At 61.0% G+C, this 18994-nt stretch carries 15 protein-coding genes; 11 read left to right on the top strand and 4 right to left on the bottom strand.

Annotated elements, in window-relative coordinates; genetic code table 11:
• The 3 genes from AC1D35_RS21355 to AC1D35_RS21345 all read right to left on the bottom strand — a co-directional run.
• A partial coding sequence (locus AC1D35_RS21355) for an efflux RND transporter permease subunit (RefSeq protein WP_477939985.1) occupies window positions 1–2788 on the bottom strand: 2788 nt, incomplete at its 3' end.
• A gap of 9 nt (window positions 2789–2797) precedes the next feature.
• Window positions 2798–4042 (bottom strand): efflux RND transporter periplasmic adaptor subunit, encoded by a 1245-nt coding sequence (locus AC1D35_RS21350; protein WP_477851944.1) that lies wholly within the window; start codon window positions 4040–4042, stop codon window positions 2798–2800.
• Window positions 4043–4151: 109 nt separating this feature from the next.
• Window positions 4152–5009: a MipA/OmpV family protein gene (locus tag AC1D35_RS21345; protein WP_477851942.1), complete on the bottom strand. Its 858-nt coding sequence runs from the start codon at window positions 5007–5009 to the stop codon at window positions 4152–4154.
• Between the two features lie 224 nt (window positions 5010–5233).
• On the opposite strand from AC1D35_RS21345, the gene AC1D35_RS21340 reads away from it, so the two are divergent.
• The 7 genes from AC1D35_RS21340 (at window position 5234) to AC1D35_RS21310 (ending at window position 12506) form a co-directional block, all read left to right on the top strand.
• Window positions 5234–5983: a response regulator transcription factor gene (locus AC1D35_RS21340; protein WP_477851941.1), complete on the top strand. Its 750-nt coding sequence runs from the start codon at window positions 5234–5236 to the stop codon at window positions 5981–5983.
• Window positions 5976–7286, top strand: a complete 1311-nt coding sequence (locus tag AC1D35_RS21335) for an ATP-binding protein (RefSeq protein WP_477851939.1) — start codon at window positions 5976–5978, stop codon at window positions 7284–7286. The genes AC1D35_RS21340 and AC1D35_RS21335 overlap by 8 nt, the downstream gene beginning before the upstream one ends.
• A 366-nt stretch (window positions 7287–7652) precedes the next feature.
• Window positions 7653–8855, top strand: a complete 1203-nt coding sequence (locus AC1D35_RS21330) for an MFS transporter (protein ID WP_113310579.1) — start codon at window positions 7653–7655, stop codon at window positions 8853–8855.
• 211 nt (window positions 8856–9066) lie between these two features.
• Window positions 9067–9627 carry an FMN reductase gene (gene msuE / locus AC1D35_RS21325; RefSeq protein ID WP_113300400.1) on the top strand — a complete coding sequence of 187 codons (561 nt, stop codon included), beginning with the start codon at window positions 9067–9069 and terminating at the stop codon, window positions 9625–9627.
• A 240-nt stretch (window positions 9628–9867) separates the two neighbouring features.
• Window positions 9868–10704, top strand: coding sequence for a MetQ/NlpA family lipoprotein (locus AC1D35_RS21320; protein ID WP_477851938.1), 837 nt, complete (start codon window positions 9868–9870; stop codon window positions 10702–10704).
• An 85-nt stretch (window positions 10705–10789) separates the two neighbouring features.
• Window positions 10790–11872: a methionine ABC transporter ATP-binding protein gene (locus AC1D35_RS21315; RefSeq protein ID WP_477851937.1), complete on the top strand. Its 1083-nt coding sequence runs from the start codon at window positions 10790–10792 to the stop codon at window positions 11870–11872.
• Complete coding sequence (locus AC1D35_RS21310; protein ID WP_113300398.1) at window positions 11853–12506, top strand: methionine ABC transporter permease; 654 nt, start codon at window positions 11853–11855, stop codon at window positions 12504–12506. Before AC1D35_RS21315 ends, AC1D35_RS21310 begins: the two co-directional genes overlap by 20 nt.
• A 3-nt stretch (window positions 12507–12509) precedes the next feature.
• Here AC1D35_RS21310 and AC1D35_RS21305 read toward each other — a convergent pair whose 3' ends face one another.
• Entirely contained in the window at window positions 12510–13865 is a 1356-nt protein-coding gene (locus tag AC1D35_RS21305) for an LLM class flavin-dependent oxidoreductase (protein ID WP_477851936.1), read from the bottom strand.
• Window positions 13866–14070: 205 nt separating this feature from the next.
• Here AC1D35_RS21305 and tauA point away from each other — a divergent pair, with 205 nt between their 5' ends.
• From tauA to scpA, 4 genes are all read left to right on the top strand, one after another.
• Window positions 14071–15075: a taurine ABC transporter substrate-binding protein gene (tauA, locus tag AC1D35_RS21300; protein ID WP_477851935.1), complete on the top strand. Its 1005-nt coding sequence runs from the start codon at window positions 14071–14073 to the stop codon at window positions 15073–15075.
• A 62-nt stretch (window positions 15076–15137) separates the two neighbouring features.
• Entirely contained in the window at window positions 15138–15932 is a 795-nt protein-coding gene (locus AC1D35_RS21295; RefSeq protein WP_477851933.1) for a taurine ABC transporter ATP-binding protein, read from the top strand.
• The gene (locus tag AC1D35_RS21290) at window positions 15929–16759 is read left to right on the top strand and encodes an ABC transporter permease subunit (RefSeq protein WP_477851932.1); all 831 of its coding nucleotides are present in this window, start codon (window positions 15929–15931) and stop codon (window positions 16757–16759) included. The genes AC1D35_RS21295 and AC1D35_RS21290 overlap by 4 nt, the downstream gene beginning before the upstream one ends.
• A gap of 99 nt (window positions 16760–16858) precedes the next feature.
• Window positions 16859–18994 carry a methylmalonyl-CoA mutase gene (scpA, locus tag AC1D35_RS21285; protein ID WP_477851931.1) on the top strand — a complete coding sequence of 712 codons (2136 nt, stop codon included), beginning with the start codon at window positions 16859–16861 and terminating at the stop codon, window positions 18992–18994.

The raw sequence follows: 18994 nt of genomic DNA, 5'->3' as shown, positions 1-18994 counted from the left end.
CCTCGATGCGTGACAGGCCCGAACGCTCGAGCTCGATTGCGAAATCGACAAGCATGATCGAATTCTTCACGACGATGCCCATCAGCATGAGGATCCCGATGACGACCGGCAGCGACACGGGATAGCCGGTGACGATGAGGGAGGCAACGACGCCTGAAAGCGCAAGCGGAAGAGGGGTGACGATCGTCAGCGGTGTGAGCGGGCTGCCGAAGAGCAAGATGAGCACGACCACCACAAGGCTCAAGCCCGCGATCATGGCGAAAGCAAAACTCGTAAAAACGCTGTCCTTGGAATCGGAATCGCCGGTTGCCCGCATTTCGACCTCCGCCGGCAGCGCCCTGACGGAGGGCAGGTCCCTGAGCGCTGCGATGCCCTCGCCCTGCGTGATACCTGGCGCAAGGTCGGCGCCGATTTCAACCCGACGCTGGCGTTCCATGCGATGGATGACGGAAGCGCTTTCACTTTCCTCCAGGCGTGCGACTGCCTCAAGCGGCACGAGGGTTCCCGATGACGTCATGACCCGTAACTGTCGCAGCTTCTCCGAACGGTCTATCCCGGCATCCTCGACGAGCGTGCGGATCGGGATCAATCTGCCGTTGTCCTTGAATGATGGCAGCCTCGAATCAGAATCTCCCAAGGTCGCGACCCTGATTGCTGTCGCGATCTCTCTCGCACTGACGCCAAGATCGGCGGCGCGCTCCGGCGACACGACCACCCCAAGTTCTGGCTGGCGCGTCGCTTCCGAAGAAGCCGGATTGACGAACATCGTGTTGGAGCGCATTTCGCCCAGCATTGCGCGGGCGGCCCTCGACGCCTGCTCGCCATTGACGCTCAGGATTGCGAACGACACATCCCGGCCGCCGCGGTCGTTGATGAATTCGAAGCGAAGGTCGGGAATGGCTTTCAACAGAACCTCGGCCTTTTCCTGGATTTGCTCGAGCGGAAGCTTACGCTGGCTACGATCTGCAAGGGACATCACGATGGTCGACTTGCGGATATCGCGTACGCCGTCGGACCCTGATCCGGCGCGCACGAACACGGTCTTGATATCCTCGATCCCCCTGAGACGACGGGTAACCAGATCGCTTACCTCCTCATTGTCGGCAAGCGTCGAGCCTGGCGGCAGCTCGATCGACACCGTGATCCGGCCGRTATCTTGCGCCGGCAGAAACGCGGTCGGCAGGAAACCGGCAAGCAGGATCGTCAGGGCAAAGAGCCCGGCCGCCAGTCCGGCTGTGATCCATCGCCATCTGATCGCCACGCCGACGAGCGCGCGATAGCGCACAACCAGCCGCCCTTCCGCGTGCGGTTTGCTCGGTGAGGTCAGAAAATAAGCAGCGATCAGCGGGGTTACCAGGCGCGCGACGAGGAGCGAGAAGAAGACGGCAATCGCGACCGTCAGGCCAAACTGGCGGAAATATTGGCCTACTTCGCCGGGCATCATGCCGACAGGGGCGAAGACGGCAATGATGGCGGCCGAGATCGCAATGACGGCGAGGCCGATCTCGTCTGACGCGTCGATCGCAGCCTTATAGGCGCTTTTGCCGAGGCTCTTGTGACGGACGATGTTTTCGATCTCGACGATGGAGTCGTCGACGAGAATTCCCGTCACCAGCGTGATTGCAAGCAGGCTCAGCATGTTGAGCGAGAAGCCGGCCAGTTCCATCACCCAGAAGGTCGGGATTGCCGAAAGTGGCAGGCTGATGGCGGCAATGAGCGTGGCGCGCCAGTCGCGCAGGAAGAGGAAGACGACGAGCACGGCAAGGATCGCCCCCTCGATCAGCGTGCTGCGGGCAGACAGGAAGTTTGCGAGTGTCAGCGTGACGCTGTCGTCGACGATTTTGAACTGCGTTCCGGGCCTCGAACCGGCTATTTCCTCAAGAGCCGTGGCAACTTTTTCGGCAACGTCGACGTCTCCAGCACCCGTCGCCTTGTAGACCGTAAAGCCGATCGCCGGCTCGCCGTCGAGGCGCGCGAAATCCTGTCGTTTCTCCCTCGTGTCTGCAACCGTGGCGACATCGGAGACCGAGACGCTCTTTCCCTGCGGCAAGGCAAGACGAATGGCCCTGAGTTCGTCGAGGGTTGTAACGGCTGCCTTTGTTGCCACCGTCATGTCCTGCGCGTCGACATTGCCCCGCCCAGACGGCAGATTGAACTGGCTTGCGGCGATCTGATCGCTGACCGAGGCCGCCGTCAGGGCGAGAGGGGCGAGCCTATCCGCCTTCAGGAGAACATGGATTTCGCGGTTGACGGTGCCGACGAGCTCGACGCGGCCAAATCCGGCCAACCCCTGGAGCTTTCTCACGACGACGTCGTTGATGAAAAAGGACAGATCTTCCGCCGACATCGAGCCGTTATGGGCCGAATAGGTGACGACAGGCTGGTTTTCGGATTCGATCCTATTGATGACCGGTTCATCGATGGCGGCAGGCAGGCGATCGCGGATCTTCGTGACCGCGTCCCTGACGTCGGAGACGGCCCGGTCGACCGGCACGCCGATTTCAAACTCGACCGTGGTCTCCGATCGACCTTCGGAAATCGTCGAACTGATGTGCTTGATATCGGAAAGGGTCGCGACGCTGTCCTCGACGAGCCTGGTGATCTGGATTTCGATCTGATCGGGTGYAGCCGCGGGTTCTTCGACGGTCACGCCGACCGTCGGCACATTGATGGCCGGAAAATAGGTGATCGGCAGCGTTCCATAGCTCTTCAGCCCGAGGCCGGTGAGGATGACGAACAGGAGGATGACGGGCAGCGGGGTGCGGATCGCCCATGCGGAGATGTTCATCGGATGACCTCAGTTGCCTTCAGAGACCGGGCTTGCATCGGCTTGCACCATGACCGGGACCGCCTGGTCGCCGGCCTCCATGAAGCCACCCGACTTCGTCACCACCAGGTCGCCTTCGTCGACGCCGGAGCGGATCTCAACGAAACCGGCCTGGCGAAAACCGAGCGAAACCAGCTTTCGTTCGATGCGATTGTCCTTAAGGATCTTGATCGATGGTTCCTCACCGGAGCTGGCAATCGCCGAGGCGGGCAGGAATATGCCTTTGCTGCTTCCGATCTCGATGCGCGCCGAGGCAAAGGCGCCAATTGGGGCCGTCAATCCACGGGGCAGAGTGATCCGTGCGCGTCCGAGCCGTGTCCGGTCGGCGAGCGCCGGTGCGACGAAGCGGACGGCGCTTGTCAAACCGTCATGATCCTCACCGAGCAAAACATGAACGACGGCGCCGACGAGCACGACATCGAACTGAGCCTGTGGGATTTCTGCTTCCAGTTCGAACTGGTCGTCATTGGCGATGATGAAGAGCTGCTCGCTGGATGAGGAGGCGGTCGCGCCGACCTTGGCGGACCGGTTGATGATCCGGCCTGCCACCGGCGCCACAATCGTCGCATAGCTCAGTCGCAATTCAATATCCTTGCGCGCCGCAGCGACGGTCTTGACGGCAGCTTCTCCCGATTGGACGGCCTGCCTGCTGGCCCGCACGCTCACCTCTGCGCGCGCGAGCGCCTTTTGTCGCTGTTCGAGTGCTTCTTGCGACATCAACCCCTTGGGAACGAGYTTTTGCGCGCGCGTAAGATCGGCCTCGGCCTCCTCCTGCGAAATCAAGGCATTGTCGAGTGCGCTTGAGGCCTGCCCGAGTTGAGCTGCTGCGCTCGCCGCCTGCGCGTCGTTTTGCATAAGCTCGACATCGATCCTCGACGTATCCAATGTCGCAAGCACCTGTCCGCGGCTGACGAGATCGCCTTCTTCGGCGGCGATCGAGACTATCCGGGCTCCGGAGAGATCGGTGTTGACCAGCGTCGTTTCCCGCGCGACGACCGTGCCGACGACGGAAACGCTCTGTTCGAGAACCTGGGCTCTCGCAGCGATAACCGACACTTTCGGCCCCTCCATGTCAGCGGCGAGACCGTGGATCGGGAGCCCGGCGGTCGCAGACAGCAGGACGATCGATAGCAGGACACCCGTTCTGGGGTTTTGGGACGGCCGGTCGCCCTGCGACAGGCAGGGCGTGCGAGAGAGCGGCGTGAAGGAGGTCATCAATTCATTCCCTGGGCGATTTTCGTTTAATTGCCGGACGTTTAGGGCCGCCGCGTCGGCGACCCCATGGGTTTTGGACAGCTCGCAATGATGCTTTGACCGACCGGGGTCAGAACCGGTAACCTAGCATCAGCATGGTTTGCGACTGGACCTTTTCCTTGACGATCGGGCTGTCTGCAGCGTCTCCGACCAGGAAGCTCACGCCTTGCTCGCCCCTGACCACCCAGTTCTCGTTAATCAGGTAGGTGGCGGAAGCGGAGAGATCGACGCTCTTGATCCCAGCCCCGGCCTTGTACTGAGCATGACCGGAGCGGGCCGACTGGCCAGCGTCGACACCGAAATAGGCTTCCATATAGTTATCGTCCGCAAAGGTGGCGGAGGCTTCGGCGCCGAGGATGAGATGCTCCGACAGGGGCTGCGAGATTGCCGCGCCGGCGGTTGCGAGCAGGCCCTTGCTTCCGCCGATCGTCTTGTCGACCGAGACGAAGATATTCGCAGGCCCGAACGTGTAAGTGGCCTTGCCGCCGACCGTCGCGCCGAAATCGATGTCGCCCATTCCGCGCAGCGTGTCCGCATCGTCTTCATCACGGCCCGAGTCGTAGCCGACATTGACGTCGAAGCGGAAAGCGTCCTTTTCGAAGGCTTTAATCCCGATGCCAGTTGGATCGATGGTGATCCGGTCGAAGAGTTCGGCCGATACGAAGGGGAAGGGCGAGACTTCAAACTCGTCGCTTCCCTCATATTTCGGTTTGAAGACAGCGCCGGCGCCGACGACGACGTGCCAATCGTGCAACGCCTGGCGAACCGGGCCAAAACGCTCCGGGTCCGGCGGTGGCGGTTCCTGCGCGGCCTGCCCCTCATTTGTGAAGTCGGCGGCTTGTACGGCAAAGGGCGATAAAAATAGCGACGCCACGGCGATGGAAAGCAGCCGGGACCGATCCGCGGTCAGTTTTAGAGAGGCAGACATGAATGCTCCGAGGTTGACTTTGCGCGCATCCCCCCGAGACCGACCTGGAAGCGCGCCACGCCTTAGCAGTGCCATGTGCGGGCGGCACCGCGTGTTGGATGTTGTTAAGAGTTGTTTCTGCTTGAGTGGCCGTTCTGCGCCGTAGAAACATTTCTTCATAATCGCGGGCGGGGACGCTCTCGCCTGCCATGATAAGGATGAGAGGAAGAACGGAGGTGGCGTGATTGGTTGATGAGCGCACACGAGCGGCTGTCGAACGGCCGAGGATACTGATTGTCGAAGACGATCGTCAGATCGCCGAAATGCTGAGGGACAGTCTTGTCGAGCAGGGTATGGATGTGGAGCTCGCGGGCGACGGCGCAACGATGGACGCGAAGATGCGGGCTATGCCCTTCGATCTCGTTGTCCTCGATGTCATGCTGCCGGGCGAAGATGGTCTCAGTCTCTGCCGGCGCCTGCGCGCAGGCGGAGGCATCCCGATCCTGATGCTGACATCCTTGAGCACCGACATCGACAGGATCGTCGGGCTGGAGATCGGCGCGGACGACTACGTCACCAAACCCTTCGTTCTGCGTGAGCTGCTGGCCCGGATCAAAGGCCTCCTGCGCCGGTCGGGCTTGTCAGCACAGCGGGAGGCAAGGCCCGCGCACAGACTTTTGCGCTTCGAGGGCTGGCGGATCGATCCGGCCCGGCGTCAAGTCCACGATCCGGCCCAGGCCAGGATTGCCATGACGACCCACGAGTTCGACCTGCTTCTGGCCTTTTGCCGCAACGCCGGCCGGGTTCTGACCCGCGAGCAGCTGCTTGCGGTCACGCATGCCGGGCTTGCCGGTCCGATCGAGCGCAGCATCGACGTGCATATCAGCCGGCTCAGGCAGAAGATCGAGATGGACCCCCGCGATCCGCTCCTCATCAAGACGGTCCGGCTCGGCGGTTACGTCTTTACCGCCCAAGTGGAAGAGGCCGATGTTTAGACGCCTGCGTCGCGTGACGATGACGATCCGCGGCCAGATCACCATCATCATTCTGGTGGCGCTGGTGACGATCATCACTATGGGCGATGCGGTGGAGCGCTGGGCGAGGGAAGATCTTGCCGCCCCGGATCTCGAAAACATCGCCGAAAAGCTGAACGCCATCGCCGAGCTTCTCGGGTCCGCTTCGCCCGAAGACCGGCAGATCATCCTCGCCAACGCACGTCGCGCCGGCTGGCACATCGAACTCACGCCGACGGCGACCGCGAGCCGCTTTGCACAGTCTTCGAGCCATCAGAGCTTGCTGGACGTCGTCGCCGCCCGGCTGTTTCCGCCAGACAACGAACCGCCAATCGGCGGCTGGCAGACCTTCCTCGATGACCGGCGGGTGATTGCCGCCCGTGTCGACGACGGCACGATCGTCATTACCTCGGGTTTCCCGGATTCCATGCTGAGCAGCGCGTTCCTGGGACGCGGCCCCTATTACTTCGTCGCCTTTTTCGTATTGATCGGCTTTTTCTTCATATTCGCGATCAGGGCGATCACCGAACCCATACAGCGCATTGCCCATGCGGCAGCGGTTTCCGATATCACCACCGGTTCTCCTGTTTTCGAGGAGAAGGGAACGGTGGAGATTGTTGCATTAGCCCGGGCATTGAACGGCATGCGCCGGCGCATCCGTCTGATGATCGAAGCCCGCACCCGCATGCTGCGCGGCATCGGCCATGATCTGCGTACGCCGCTGACGCGGCTGAAGCTGCGTGTGGAGCGGATGGGGGAGAGCGGTCAGAAGGACGCCCTACTCTCCGACGTCGATCGGATCCAGAGCTTGCTCGTCGAGAGCCTGAATTATCTTCGAAACGACTATGCAACCGAAACCATCGAACTCGTCGACGTCGCAAGCATCCTGCAGACGGTCTGCAGTGAGTTTGCAGATATCGGCCACGCCGTCCAATACGCCGGGCCGAATCGGCTTCTTGCCAGATGCCGGCCGCTTTCCATCACGCGCGCGGTCACCAATCTTTGCGACAACGCCGTTAAATTTGCCGGCAAGGTCGAGGTGACGATGGCTGAGCGGCCGGATACCGTGCTGATCATTGTCGAGGATGACGGTCCAGGCATTCCGCAGGAGCTTCGAGAGCGGGTCCTTGAGCCTTTCTTCAAGTCGGACCAGTCTCGCGCTGGAGGCGGTTTCGGTCTCGGTCTGTCGATCGTTGCAGACATCGTTCACTCCCATCAAGGCACATTGGAGCTGCGGCAGCGTAATCCGGTCGGTCTCAGCGTTGTCGTGGCGATACCGAAATGAAACGGCGAGCGGCAACCTGCTATCGCAGGTTCTTCAAGACCAGCATCACCTGGTCTGCTCTTGGCGCCGAATGCGACTGACGGTAAAAACGCCCTCCTGATTATCTGCCGGCTCCAACCCCCGGACCGATCACCTGTGCCGGATCGGCACGCGAGGTGGCCGAATTGCAGGATCAGCAGTGAAAATCTTAGAACTCCGTACCGATCCGCACAAAACTGGGCTGTAATCGTCTCTCTTCATACGATAAATGCTTTTTCAGCGACCGCCGCTGACAACTCACTTCCGACGCCCCGATCGCCCCAACAACAGTCCGCACGAACCCCGACGACCGCCCGGCATCGTTCCGGCCGCGCAAGAGGAAGACCCATGGCATCCGTTGCCGAGAGCGCCCCCCGCTTTGAAAAGACCGCAATGTCCATTCTGGTGGCAGTCAGCTTCTGCCACATGCTCAACGACATCATGCAGTCGCTGCTTGCCTCGCTCTATCCGCTCTTCAAGGCCAATTATAACCTCGATTTCGTGCAGATTGGTCTTTTGACCATGACCTTTCAGGTCACGGCTTCGCTTCTCCAGCCGCTCGTCGGCATCGTCACCGATCGCTGGCCGATGCCCTATTCGCTGCCGGTCGGCATGGCGAGCACGTTCTGCGGCCTGATCCTGCTTGGCAATGCCGGCAGTTTCGAGCTGCTGCTGGTTGCCGCAAGCCTGATTGGCTTCGGCTCGGCGGTCTTCCATCCGGAATCCTCGCGCGTGGCGCGCCTTGCCTCCGGCGGTCGCCATGGCTTTGCACAATCGTTTTTCCAGGTTGGCGGCAATGCCGGTCAGGCGATCGGCCCCCTGCTGGCCGCCTTCATCGTGCTGCCGAACGGCCAGCACAGCGTGTCCTGGCTTTCCGGTATCGCCATGGTCGGCATGGTTGTCCTGAGCTGGGTCGGCAACTGGTATATGAGCCACCGCCGCCAAAACGCCAGCAAGGCGGCACCGAGCCGTACGCTGCCGCTGCCGCAGAACAAGGTCGTCTGGGCGCTGCTCATTCTCGTGCTGCTGACGGCGACGAAGAACGTCTACATGGCGAGTGTCTCGAGCTATTTCACCTTCTACGTCATCGACCGCTTTCAGCTTGGTGTGCAGCAGGCGCAGCTCATGCTCTTCCTCTTCCTGGGTTCGGTTGCCGCAGGCACCTTCCTCGGAGGGCCGATCGGCGATCGTTTCGGCGCACGCTTCGTCATCTGGTTCTCGATCCTCGGCGTCATCCCCTTCGCGCTGCTGCTGCCCTATGCGAACCTGTTCTGGACGTGCGTGCTCAGCGTCGTCATCGGCCTGATCTTCGCGTCGGCCTTCTCGGCCATCGTCGTCTTTGCGCAGGAGCTGGTACCGGGTCGCGTCGGCCTGATCGCCGGCGTCTTCTTCGGTTTCGCATTCGGTGCGGGCGGTCTCGGTGCGGCCTTCCTCGGCGGTTTTGCCGACTCGCACGGCATCGCGTTTGTCTACCGCATCTGCTCTTACCTGCCGCTACTCGGTCTGCTCACCATCTTCCTGCCGCGTATCCCCAAGCATCGCCCGGCATAGGCTCTCTCGTCTGCAAAGAGAAAAGGCAGCGGAAAGCGTTCCGCTGCCTTTTATTTCGAGGTAAGCGCAATCAGCGGCGTCCAGTTTGAGCGAACATATTTTCCCCGGCTTTTGACCAAGACGGATCGACATTCCTTTAATCTACTATTTTGATGGATAATATCCGTCTCATGATGCAGCCATCGACGGCGCGATAGTGGAAGGAAATGATATGTCTGCACCCAAACTGGTCGGTCTTGCCGGCAGCTTCAATCGTCCCTCGAAGACCTTTGCGCTGGTCGAGAATATCGCCGGCCTCGCCGCCGAAAAATATGGCTTCGACAACACGATCTACGACCTGACGGATGTCGGTCCCTCGCTCGGCCAGGCGTTGCGCCGCGACGATCTCGACAATCGCGCCCGGGAAATCATCGCCGACATCGCCAATGCGGACGTCCTCGTCATTGGCGCGCCGACCTTCAAGGGCAGCTATCCGGGCCTCTTCAAGCATCTGATCGATCTTATCGACCCGCATGAGTTGCGCGCCAAGCCGATCGTCATCACCGCGACCGGCGGCGGCGACCGTCATGCGCTGATGGTCGAGCATCAACTGCGCCCGCTCTTTGGTTTCTTCATGGCTCACACGCTGCCGACCGCCGTGTATGCCTCGGACCGCGATTTCACCGACTATCAGGTGTCTTCCGAGCCGTTGTCCAAGCGCATCGGGGAGGTGATAGGCGAACTTGCAGCCTTCTTTCCGGGGCGAACCTCAAGGCTGATCGCGGCCGAATAAACGGGCTTCAGGATTGATTTTCGGCGGCGCCTTCCGAGGCGCCGTTTTCATTCAAGCATATTTTAGCCTGACATTAATCCATCAATTTGGTAGAAATTTATCCTGCCACTATCCAAGACGCGGCAAGAGTTTTCCCGGCGATGACAGGACATCGGACGTTCGTGCTTCGCTCACAGCAAGCGCATTTGCAATTATCCGCCTGCTCGGGGCTCGGCCTCATTTAGTCAGACGGGATAAAAAATGACCAAGAACAAAAACATCAGCGCCATTTCGCTTTCGCGCCGCGCGGCCCTCGCTATTGCAGCCTCCGCGGCGGCACTTATTGCCTTTGCTGGGCCGGTTCCTTCCTTTGCTGCAGACAAGTCGATCAAGGTCGGCATCATGAGCGGCGAGGATGAGGATGTCTGGCGCGTCGTCACCGCTGAGGCTGCCAAGAAGGGCCTCAAGATCGAGACGATCACCTTCAACGACTACACCCAGCCGAACGAGGCGCTGGAGCGGGGCGAAATCGACGCCAATGCCTTCCAGCACCAGCCCTATCTGGACAACCAGGTGAAGCAGCACGGCTATCACATCGTTTCCGTCGGCTATACCGGTGTCTGGCCGATCGGCCTCTACAGCAAGAAGCACAAGTCGGTTGCCGAACTGCCCGAGGGCGCCGTGATCGGCGTGCCGAATGATCCGTCTAACGAAGGCCGTGCTCTGCGTGTTCTGCAGAACGAAGGCTTGATCAAGCTGAAGGATGGAACGGGCATTCTCGCCACGATCGTCGACGTCTCTGAAAACCCGAAGAATATCGAGATCCGCGAACTCGATGCCGGCATCGTCGGCCGTTCGATCGACGACCTCGACGCCGGCGTCGTCAACACCGATTGGGCGCTGAAGAGCGGTCTGTCCCCGGCAGAGCGTGTCGCCCAGGAGCCGATCGCCGACAATCCTTACCGCAACTTCATCGCCGTGAAGGAAGACAACAAGGATGCCGATTGGGTGAAGACTCTCGTCTCCTCCTATCAGAACGAGACGGTCAAGGCCGAATTCGATAAGGTGTATAAGGGTACTGGGCTCAGCGCCTATTGATTTCGCCGCCCTCTCTAGGGCGTCAATAACTGAGGCGGCCCGGGTCTTTGCCGGGGCCGCCTTCAGCGTTTGTGAAGGAATGATCATGAATTCAATTGTCTCAGCCTCAGGGATAGAGACGCCTCGCATCGACGCCGAAGAGGTCGTGCGTCTGAGAGATGTCAAGCGCAAGTTCGGCGCGACAGCCGCACTCGACGGTGTTTCGCTGACCGTGAAGAAGGGTGAAATTCTCGGCATCATCGGCCGCAGCGGCGCCGGCAAGTCGACGCTGATCCGTTGTCTCAACGGTCTCGAGCGCGCCGACAGTGGCGAGATCGTCATCGAGGGCCGCAACATTGCAGGTCTCGCCGAGCAGGAGCTGCAGCCATTGCGCCGTCGCATCGGCATGATCTTCCAGCATTTCAATCTTCTGTCGGCCAAGACCGTCGAGGATAATGTCGCCTTGCCGCTGAAGATCGAAGGCGTCGGCAAGGCCGAACGGCTGAAGCGGGCGCAGGAGCTTCTGGAACTGGTCGGCTTATCCGACAAGGCTACGGCTTATCCATCTTCGCTCTCAGGCGGCCAGAAGCAGCGCGTCGGCATCGCCCGCGCACTTGCCGCTCGCCCCGCTCTGTTGCTGTCCGACGAGGCGACCTCCGCGCTCGACCCGGAGACGACGCGATCCATCCTGGCTCTGCTGAAGGACATCAATCGTAAGCTTGGACTTACGATTCTGCTGATCACCCATGAAATGGAAGTCGTTCGCGGCATTGCCGATCGCGTTGCCGTCATCGATGCGGGCCGCATCGTGGAGGAGGGACAGGTCTGGTCGATCTTCGCAGATCCGCAGGCAGCGATCACCAAAAGCCTGCTCGGCGGTATCCGCCCGCAGCTTCCCGAACATATCGCCGCGCGGCTGTCGCATTCCGGCGGCACGGAAGTGATCCTGAGCGTCGATCTCGCCGGGCCGGAAGCGCAAGGTGCTCTCTTTGCCGATCTTTCGTCAGCGCTGCCGCACTCCTTCCGCCTCGTTCACGGTGGCATCGATCATATCCAGAACCAGCCGGTGGCGCGGTTCTTCATTGCCGTTCCTGCGCGCGATCCCGCGCTTGCAGAAAAGGTCGAACAATTTCTGAAGGCCCGGTCCGCCCGGGTGGAGGTGCTTGGTTATGACACCGATCATGATTAATCTGTTGCTGCGCTCCCTCTGGGAGACGGTGCTGATGACGGCGACATCCGGATTGATTTCGCTGGTTGCAGGCCTGCCGCTCGGACTGGCGCTGGTGCTGACCAACCGCGGCGGCATTGCCGAAAACCTCGCGATCAACCGCATTCTCGGCGGGGTTATCAACGGCTTCCGTTCGGTACCCTTCATTATCCTTCTGGTGGCGCTGATCCCGCTGACGCGCCTGATCGTCGGCACGGCGATCGGCACCTGGGCGGCTATCGTTCCGCTCGCTATTGCCGCGACACCCTATTATGCCCGTATCGCCGAGGTCTCGTTACGGGAGGTGGATCGTGGGCTGATCGACGCCGTGCGCGCCATGGGCGGCAATCGCTGGACGATCATCCGCGAGGTTCTCGTTCCCGAAGCCCTGCCGGGCATCGTCGCCGGCTTTACCGTCACGCTGGTGACGCTGATCGGTGCATCGGCCATGGCCGGCGCTATCGGTGCCGGCGGTCTCGGCGACCTCGCCATTCGCTATGGCTACCAGCGTTTCGAGACCAATGTGATGATCGCAGTCGTCGCCGTGCTCATCGTACTCGTCTGCGGCATCCAGTGGCTGGGCGACCGGCTGGTCGCCCGTCTGGATCACCGCTGAGATCTAGCGCCTGAAGCGAGCGGCGGGATGGCTGGCAGACAGTCGGCCATTTCCGCCGAACAGCTTCCGCCGCAGCGGTCCTTCCGCATAATCAGCCTTGAAGAGGCCGCGCTCCTGCAGGACCGGCACGACGAGATCGACGAAATCATTGAGGCTTTCCGGCGCCACCGTGCGCGCCAGATTGAAACCATCGATGTCGCCCTCCTCGATCCAGCGTTGCAGGACGTTGGCAATCTGCTCTGGCGAGCCGACGATCGGCTTCATGCGGCTGCCGAGCACCATCTGGTCGATGATCTGTCGCTTCGTCACCGGCTTTGCCGCCTGCTTGGTGATCGCCGCTAGGGCCGACTGATTGGCATTGGTCGAGCTCTGGTCGATCACTTCATCAAGGCCGTATTTCGAAAAATCGACTCCGACCGAGGCGGAGTAATGCGCCAGCGAGGCCTCGACGCTTGCATGCCGGCGATAGTCCTCAAGCTTTTCCTGCGCTTGGGCTTCGGTCTTTCCGACGACGACGGTTATGAGGCTCAGGATCTTGATTGCATCCGCGCCGCGACCATTCGCTTGTGTCTTGGAGCGCAGGGCATCGACCGTCGGGCGCGCCGATTGCGGCGTCGGTCCGGCGATGAAGACGCATTCGGCATGACGGGCGGCGAAATCCTGTCCGCGCGCCGAAGCGCCGGCCTGGAAGAGAAGCGGCGTGCGCTGCGGGGAGGGCTCCGCCAAGTGGATTCCCTCCATCTTATAATATTGGCCCTGATGGCTGACGGCGCGGACCTTCGACGCATCGGTGAAGATGCCGCGTTCCCTGTCGCGCAGCACCGCGCCGTCGTCCCAGCTTCCCTCCCAGAGCTTGTAGAGGATTTCGAGATATTCCTCGGCGGCGTCATAGCGCGCATCATGCTCCGGCAGCTTGTCGAATCCCATGCTGCGGGCAGCGCTGTCGAGATAGCCGGTGACGATATTCCAGCCGATGCGGCCCTTCGTCAGATGGTCTAGCGTCGACATGCGCCGCGCGAGAAGGAAGGGAGGCTCATAGGTCGTATTGACGGTCACGCCGAAGCCAAGATGCTTCGTGACATAGGCCATCGCCGAAATCGGCATCAGCGGGTCGTTGACCGGGATCTGCGCACCCGTTTCGATGACCGGGGCGGGACTGTTCTTGTAGACATCGTAGACGCCGACAATATCGGCCAGAAAAATGCCGTCGAGCTTGCCGCGTTCGGCCGTGCGCGCAAAATCCGCCCAGTAATCGAGATCGGTATAGTTGACCGAACGATCCCGGGGATGCGCCCACATGCCGTGATTTATGTGTCCGACGCAGTTCATGTCGAAGGCGTAGATCTGCATTTTCTTCATCAATACTGTCCTGAGATGTCAGTCGGTTATTTGGTGGAATTACCGGGCGGATCGGGAAACCACCGTTTCTCTCTCATTATTTAGAAGCAAATTATCTCTCATGCCCGATTACAGGAATTTTCTATCTCTATAAAATCTATGAATTTTACAATGATCTATTCACATTCCCGGGGCGGAATGATTTTGAACATTGCGGGAGAGGGATATGAAAATCAACCGACGCAACCTTCTGGGCACGGCCGCTGCCGCTGTCATGGCCTTGACCACCTATGCAGCCGATGCCGCCGACGTCACGCTCAATATCGGCTATCAGCCAATCGTCGAGCCTTCGCGCGTCCCGCAGGCCGATGGCACCTATGAGAAGGTGACCGGGGCGAAGATCAACTGGCAGAAATTCGATGGCGGCGCTGATGTCATCGCTGCCATCGCCTCCGGCTCCATCGACATCGGCTATGTCGGCTCGTCGCCGCTTGCGGCCGCAGCCAGCCGCGAATTGCCGATCGAGACGATCTACGTGGTCGGTCTCATCAGCGACGCCGAAGCGCTCGCTGTCAAGAACATCACCAAGCCCGAGGACCTCAAGGGCAAGAAGATCGCCACCCCCTTCGTCTCGACAGCGCACTACAGTCTGCTGACGGCGCTGAAGCACTGGAAAGTCGATCCGAAGTCGGTGCAGATCCTCAACCTGCGTCCGCCGGAAATCGCCGCCGCCTGGGAACGCGGTGACATCGACGGCGCCTATGTCTGGGATCCGGTCCTGGCGCAGCTCAAGAAGAGCGGCAGCGTGCTTGCCACTTCGGCCGATGTCGCCAAGTGGGGCGGCCCGACTTTCGATGCCTGGATCGTCAGCAAGAAATTTGCCGAGGCCCATCCTGACGTTGTCACCGGCTTCGTGAAGGTCACGGGTGCGGCTTACGCTTCTTATCTCGCCAATCCGGATAGCTGGAATGCGAAATCACCAGAAGCTGAGAAGATTGCCAAGCTCACCGGCGCCAAGACCGATGAAGTGCCGACTCTTCTCAAGGGCTACACTTTCCCGAGCCTGAAGGAACAGGCGAGCGCAGATCTCCTCGGTGGCGGTACGACGAAGGCTGTTGCCGAAACCTCGGCCTTCCTTCTGGAGCAGGGCAAGATTCCTGGCGTTCTGAAGGACTACAGCCCCTATGTTTCCGACCACTGGGTCAAGGAAGCAGCCAAAGCAGGTCTTTGATCCTCCCAAGGGTCCCGGCGCGGCTTCGGCTGCGCCGGTTTTTCTTAAAACAGGTGATGCCCATGAGCATACTTTCACTGCAGTCCCTATCGCTCGATTATGCCGAGGCAGGCAGTCGTCGGAAGAGACGTGTGCTCGATGGCATCAACCTGCATATTGCCTCCGATGAGTTCGTGGTGGTCATCGGCCGTTCGGGTTCCGGCAAGACCAGCCTTCTCAATATTGCTGCAGGCTTCACTGAGCCGAGCGAGGGGCGCGTGTTGGTCGACGGCAAAGAGATCGACGGGCCGGGCGTAGACCGGGCCGTGGTGTTTCAGGACGACGCGCTCTATCCCTGGCTGACCGCCGCCGGCAATGTGGCCTTTCCATTGAAGCTTCAGGGCATCCCGAAGGGCGATAGGCAGCGCCGCGCGGAAGAACTGCTGGTGAAGGTCGGCCTTGATGGCGCCGGTCACAAGAATATCTGGGAACTCTCAGGCGGCATGCGCCAGCGCGTCGGCATCGCCCGCGCGCTCGCCTCCGGCCCTCGCTTCCTGTTGCTTGATGAACCGCTCGGTGCGCTCGACGCGCTGACACGCAGCCGCATGCAGAAATTCCTGCTGGATGTCTGGGCGGAAAGCAAAACCGGTGCCCTGCTGATCACCCACAGCATTGACGAGGCCCTGTTGCTTGCGACACGCGTCATCGTGCTGGCGCCCAATCCCGGCCGCATCGTCGCCGACATCAGGACCGAGTTTGGCAAGGCGTTGCTCGACGGCAGAAGCGTCAAGGAGATCAAGTCGCTCACCGCGTTTAAAAATCTGCATGACGAACTGACCGCACTCATCCACGCGGATGAAGAGGAGATTGCTGCATGAGCGTCGAGGCGGAAACACTCACAGCCGCAGTGTCGGATCAGCCGGTAGAGGCGCGGCCGAAACGCCGTGGTACGCTGCCGATCTCGCTTGCAACCATCGTCGTCATTATCGCCGGCTGGAGCCTTGCTTCGGCCTATGGCGCAGTCTCGCCGGTCTTCCTGCCGTCGCCGCTTGTCGTGGCGAAATCGCTCGCCAATGTCGCGATCAACGGTTTCGTCGATTCCACGCTTGCCGAACATACGCTCGCAAGCCTGCTGCGCATCTTTGCAGCGCTCGCCGTTTCGCTCATCATCGGTGTGCCGGCAGGTCTTGCGATCGCCACCAGCCGCATCTGCAAGGGCATCCTTGATCCGATCGTCGAATTCCTGCGACCCCTGCCGCCGCTTGCCTATCTGCCGCTGATCATCATCTGGGTCGGCATCGGCGAGGCCTCGAAGGTTACCGTCATCTCGCTTGCCATGCTGCCGCCGATCATCCTGTCGACGGCAGCAGGCGTCAAATCCGCTCCCGGCGATTTCGTCAACGCTGCCCGCTCCTTCGGGGCGAGCCGGCTGCAGGTGCTGCTGCATGTCATTCTTCCGGGCGCCATTCCGTCCATCCTGACGGGTACGCGCATTGCGCTGGGCGCTGGCTGGTCGACGGTGGTCGCGGCCGAGCTCGTTGCGGCAAGCCAGGGCCTCGGCTTCATGATCCAGTCTGCCGCGCAGTTTCTTGTGACCGATATTGTCATCGGTGGGATCATTGTTATTGCCGCGATTGCCTTCCTGCTGGAGATCCTGGCGCGGCTGATCGAGCGGCGCTTCGTGCCCTGGGCCGCGCATCGCTGAACGTCTATCATCGCCTTGCCGATCAAATTATCCTAAGGCTGTATCGCGCCGCGTCACCGCATGATGGTAGCGTGGCGCGCAGACGATGCGGAGGATGATATGACGAAGAAGACGCTGTCGGATTGGGAGGCGCTGGCGGAAAAGGAGCTGCGTGCAGCACCTGATACACTGACCTGGCACACGCCTGAGGGCATCGACGTCAAACCGCTCTACACCGCCGCCGATCTCGATGGCGCCGACGCAGACAGCATGCCGGGCTTTGCGCCTTTCACGCGCGGTCCGCGCGCCACCATGTATGCCGGCCGGCCCTGGACGATCCGGCAATATGCCGGCTTTTCGACCGCCGAGGAGTCCAACGCCTTCTACCGCCGCAATCTCGCCGCCGGCCAGAAGGGCCTCTCCGTGGCCTTCGACCTTGCCACCCATCGCGGCTATGATAGCGATCATCCGCGCGTCGTCGGCGATGTCGGCAAGGCGGGCGTGGCGATCGACAGTGTTGAGGACATGAAGATCCTCTTCGACGGCATTCCGCTGCAGGACATGTCCGTTTCCATGACCATGAATGGCGCGGTCATACCGATTCTGGCGAATTTCATCGTCGCCGGTGAGGAGCAGGGCGTTGCGAAGGCGGAACTCTCTGGAACCATCCAGAACGATATCCTCAAGGAGTTCATGGTCCGCAACACCTATATCTATCCGCCGGAACCCTCGATGCGCATCGTCGCCGATATCATCGAATATACGGCGAAGGAGATGCCGAAATTCAATTCGATCTCGATCTCTGGCTATCACATGCAGGAGGCGGGCGCGACGCTGGTGCAGGAGCTTGCCTTTACGCTCGCCGACGGACGCGAATATGTGCGTGCGGCGATTGCCAAGGGTCTTGATGTCGATGACTTCGCCGGTCGGCTCTCCTTCTTTTTTGCGATCGGCATGAATTTCTTCATGGAGGCGGCCAAGCTTCGCGCGGCTCGGCAGCTCTGGACCCGCATCATGGAGGAGTTCGAGCCGAAGAAGGCAGCCTCCCTGATGCTGCGCACCCATTGCCAGACCTCGGGCGTCTCGCTGCAGGAGCAGGATCCCTATAACAACATCATCCGCACCGCCTTTGAAGCCATGTCGGCCGTGCTCGGCGGCACGCAGTCGCTGCACACCAATTCCTTCGACGAGGCGATTGCGCTGCCGACGGAATTTTCCGCCCGCATCGCCCGCAACACCCAGCTTATCCTGCAGCATGAGACCGGTGTCACCAAGGTCGTCGATCCGCTTGCCGGCTCCTATTATGTGGAGAGCCTGACGAAGGAACTGGCCGATAGAGCCTGGGCGCTGATTGAGGAGGTCGAGGCGCTTGGCGGTATGACAAAAGCCGTCAATGAGGGCCTGCCGAAGCGGCTGATTGAGGAAGCCGCCGCCCGCCGTCAGGCCGCCGTCGACAAGGGCGAAGAGGTCATTGTCGGGGTCAACAAGTACCGGCTCGAGGCCGAACAGCCGATCGATATCCTGGAGATCGACAACAGCGCGGTACGCGCCGCGCAGATCCGCCGTATCGAGGAGACCAAGCGCCGCCGCGACGGCGTGAAGGTCAAGGAAACGCTGGCGGCACTTCTGGAGATTGCCCGCAGCGGCAACGGCAACCTGCTGGCCGCTGCCGTCGAAGCGGCAAGGGCGCGGGCAACCGTCGGCGAAATCTCCGATGCGATGCGGGAGGTCTTCGGCGATCATTTTGCGACGCCCAAGGTGATCCGCGGCATCTATGGTGCGGCCTACCGGGACGAGCCGGAGCTTGACGTGCTCAAGGTGCGTATGGCGGAAGTAACAGAGACAATGGGCCGCAAGCCGAAGATCATGGTCGCCAAGCTCGGCCAGGACGGACATGACCGTGGCGCCAAGGTCATCGCCTCTGCCTTCGGCGATGTCGGCTTCGACGTCCTCGCCGGCCCGCTGTTCCAGACGCCCGAAGAGGCGGCCGGCATGGCGCTCGGCGAGAAGGTCAATGTCGTCGGCGTCTCGTCGCTGGCGGCCGGGCACAGGACGCTATTGCCGCAGCTGATCGATAAGCTGAAGGAACAAGGGGGAGGCGATATCATCGTCGTCTGCGGCGGCGTGATTCCGCGGCAGGATTACGAGTTCCTTCACGAACACGGCGTTGCCGCGGTGTTCGGTCCGGGGACGAACGTGCTCGAAGCCGCGAATTCCGTTCTCGACCTCCTGCAGGGTGTCAGGCGAAACCAGTAG

It is taken from the genome of Rhizobium sp. P1_E6 (assembly GCF_056405875.1).
The sequence above is the reverse complement of the archived record's forward strand: the minus strand, read 5'-3'. Positions and strand labels throughout refer to the sequence as shown.

Excerpts from the sequence above, each read along its gene's own strand:
- AC1D35_RS21315 (WP_477851937.1), top strand. The coding sequence starts at position 10,790 with ATGAATTCAATTGTCTCAGCCTCAGGGATAGAGACGCCTCGCATCGAC.
- AC1D35_RS21305 (WP_477851936.1), bottom strand. The coding sequence starts at position 13,865 with ATGAAGAAAATGCAGATCTACGCCTTCGACATGAACTGCGTCGGACAC.
- tauA (WP_477851935.1), top strand. The coding sequence starts at position 14,071 with ATGAAAATCAACCGACGCAACCTTCTGGGCACGGCCGCTGCCGCTGTC.
- AC1D35_RS21330 (WP_113310579.1), top strand. The coding sequence starts at position 7,653 with ATGGCATCCGTTGCCGAGAGCGCCCCCCGCTTTGAAAAGACCGCAATG.
- msuE (WP_113300400.1), top strand. The coding sequence starts at position 9,067 with ATGTCTGCACCCAAACTGGTCGGTCTTGCCGGCAGCTTCAATCGTCCC.
- AC1D35_RS21320 (WP_477851938.1), top strand. The coding sequence starts at position 9,868 with ATGACCAAGAACAAAAACATCAGCGCCATTTCGCTTTCGCGCCGCGCG.
- AC1D35_RS21310 (WP_113300398.1), top strand. The coding sequence starts at position 11,853 with ATGACACCGATCATGATTAATCTGTTGCTGCGCTCCCTCTGGGAGACG.
- AC1D35_RS21335 (WP_477851939.1), top strand. The coding sequence starts at position 5,976 with ATGTTTAGACGCCTGCGTCGCGTGACGATGACGATCCGCGGCCAGATC.
- AC1D35_RS21345 (WP_477851942.1), bottom strand. The coding sequence starts at position 5,009 with ATGTCTGCCTCTCTAAAACTGACCGCGGATCGGTCCCGGCTGCTTTCC.
- AC1D35_RS21290 (WP_477851932.1), top strand. The coding sequence starts at position 15,929 with ATGAGCGTCGAGGCGGAAACACTCACAGCCGCAGTGTCGGATCAGCCG.
- AC1D35_RS21295 (WP_477851933.1), top strand. The coding sequence starts at position 15,138 with ATGAGCATACTTTCACTGCAGTCCCTATCGCTCGATTATGCCGAGGCA.
- scpA (WP_477851931.1), top strand. The coding sequence starts at position 16,859 with ATGACGAAGAAGACGCTGTCGGATTGGGAGGCGCTGGCGGAAAAGGAG.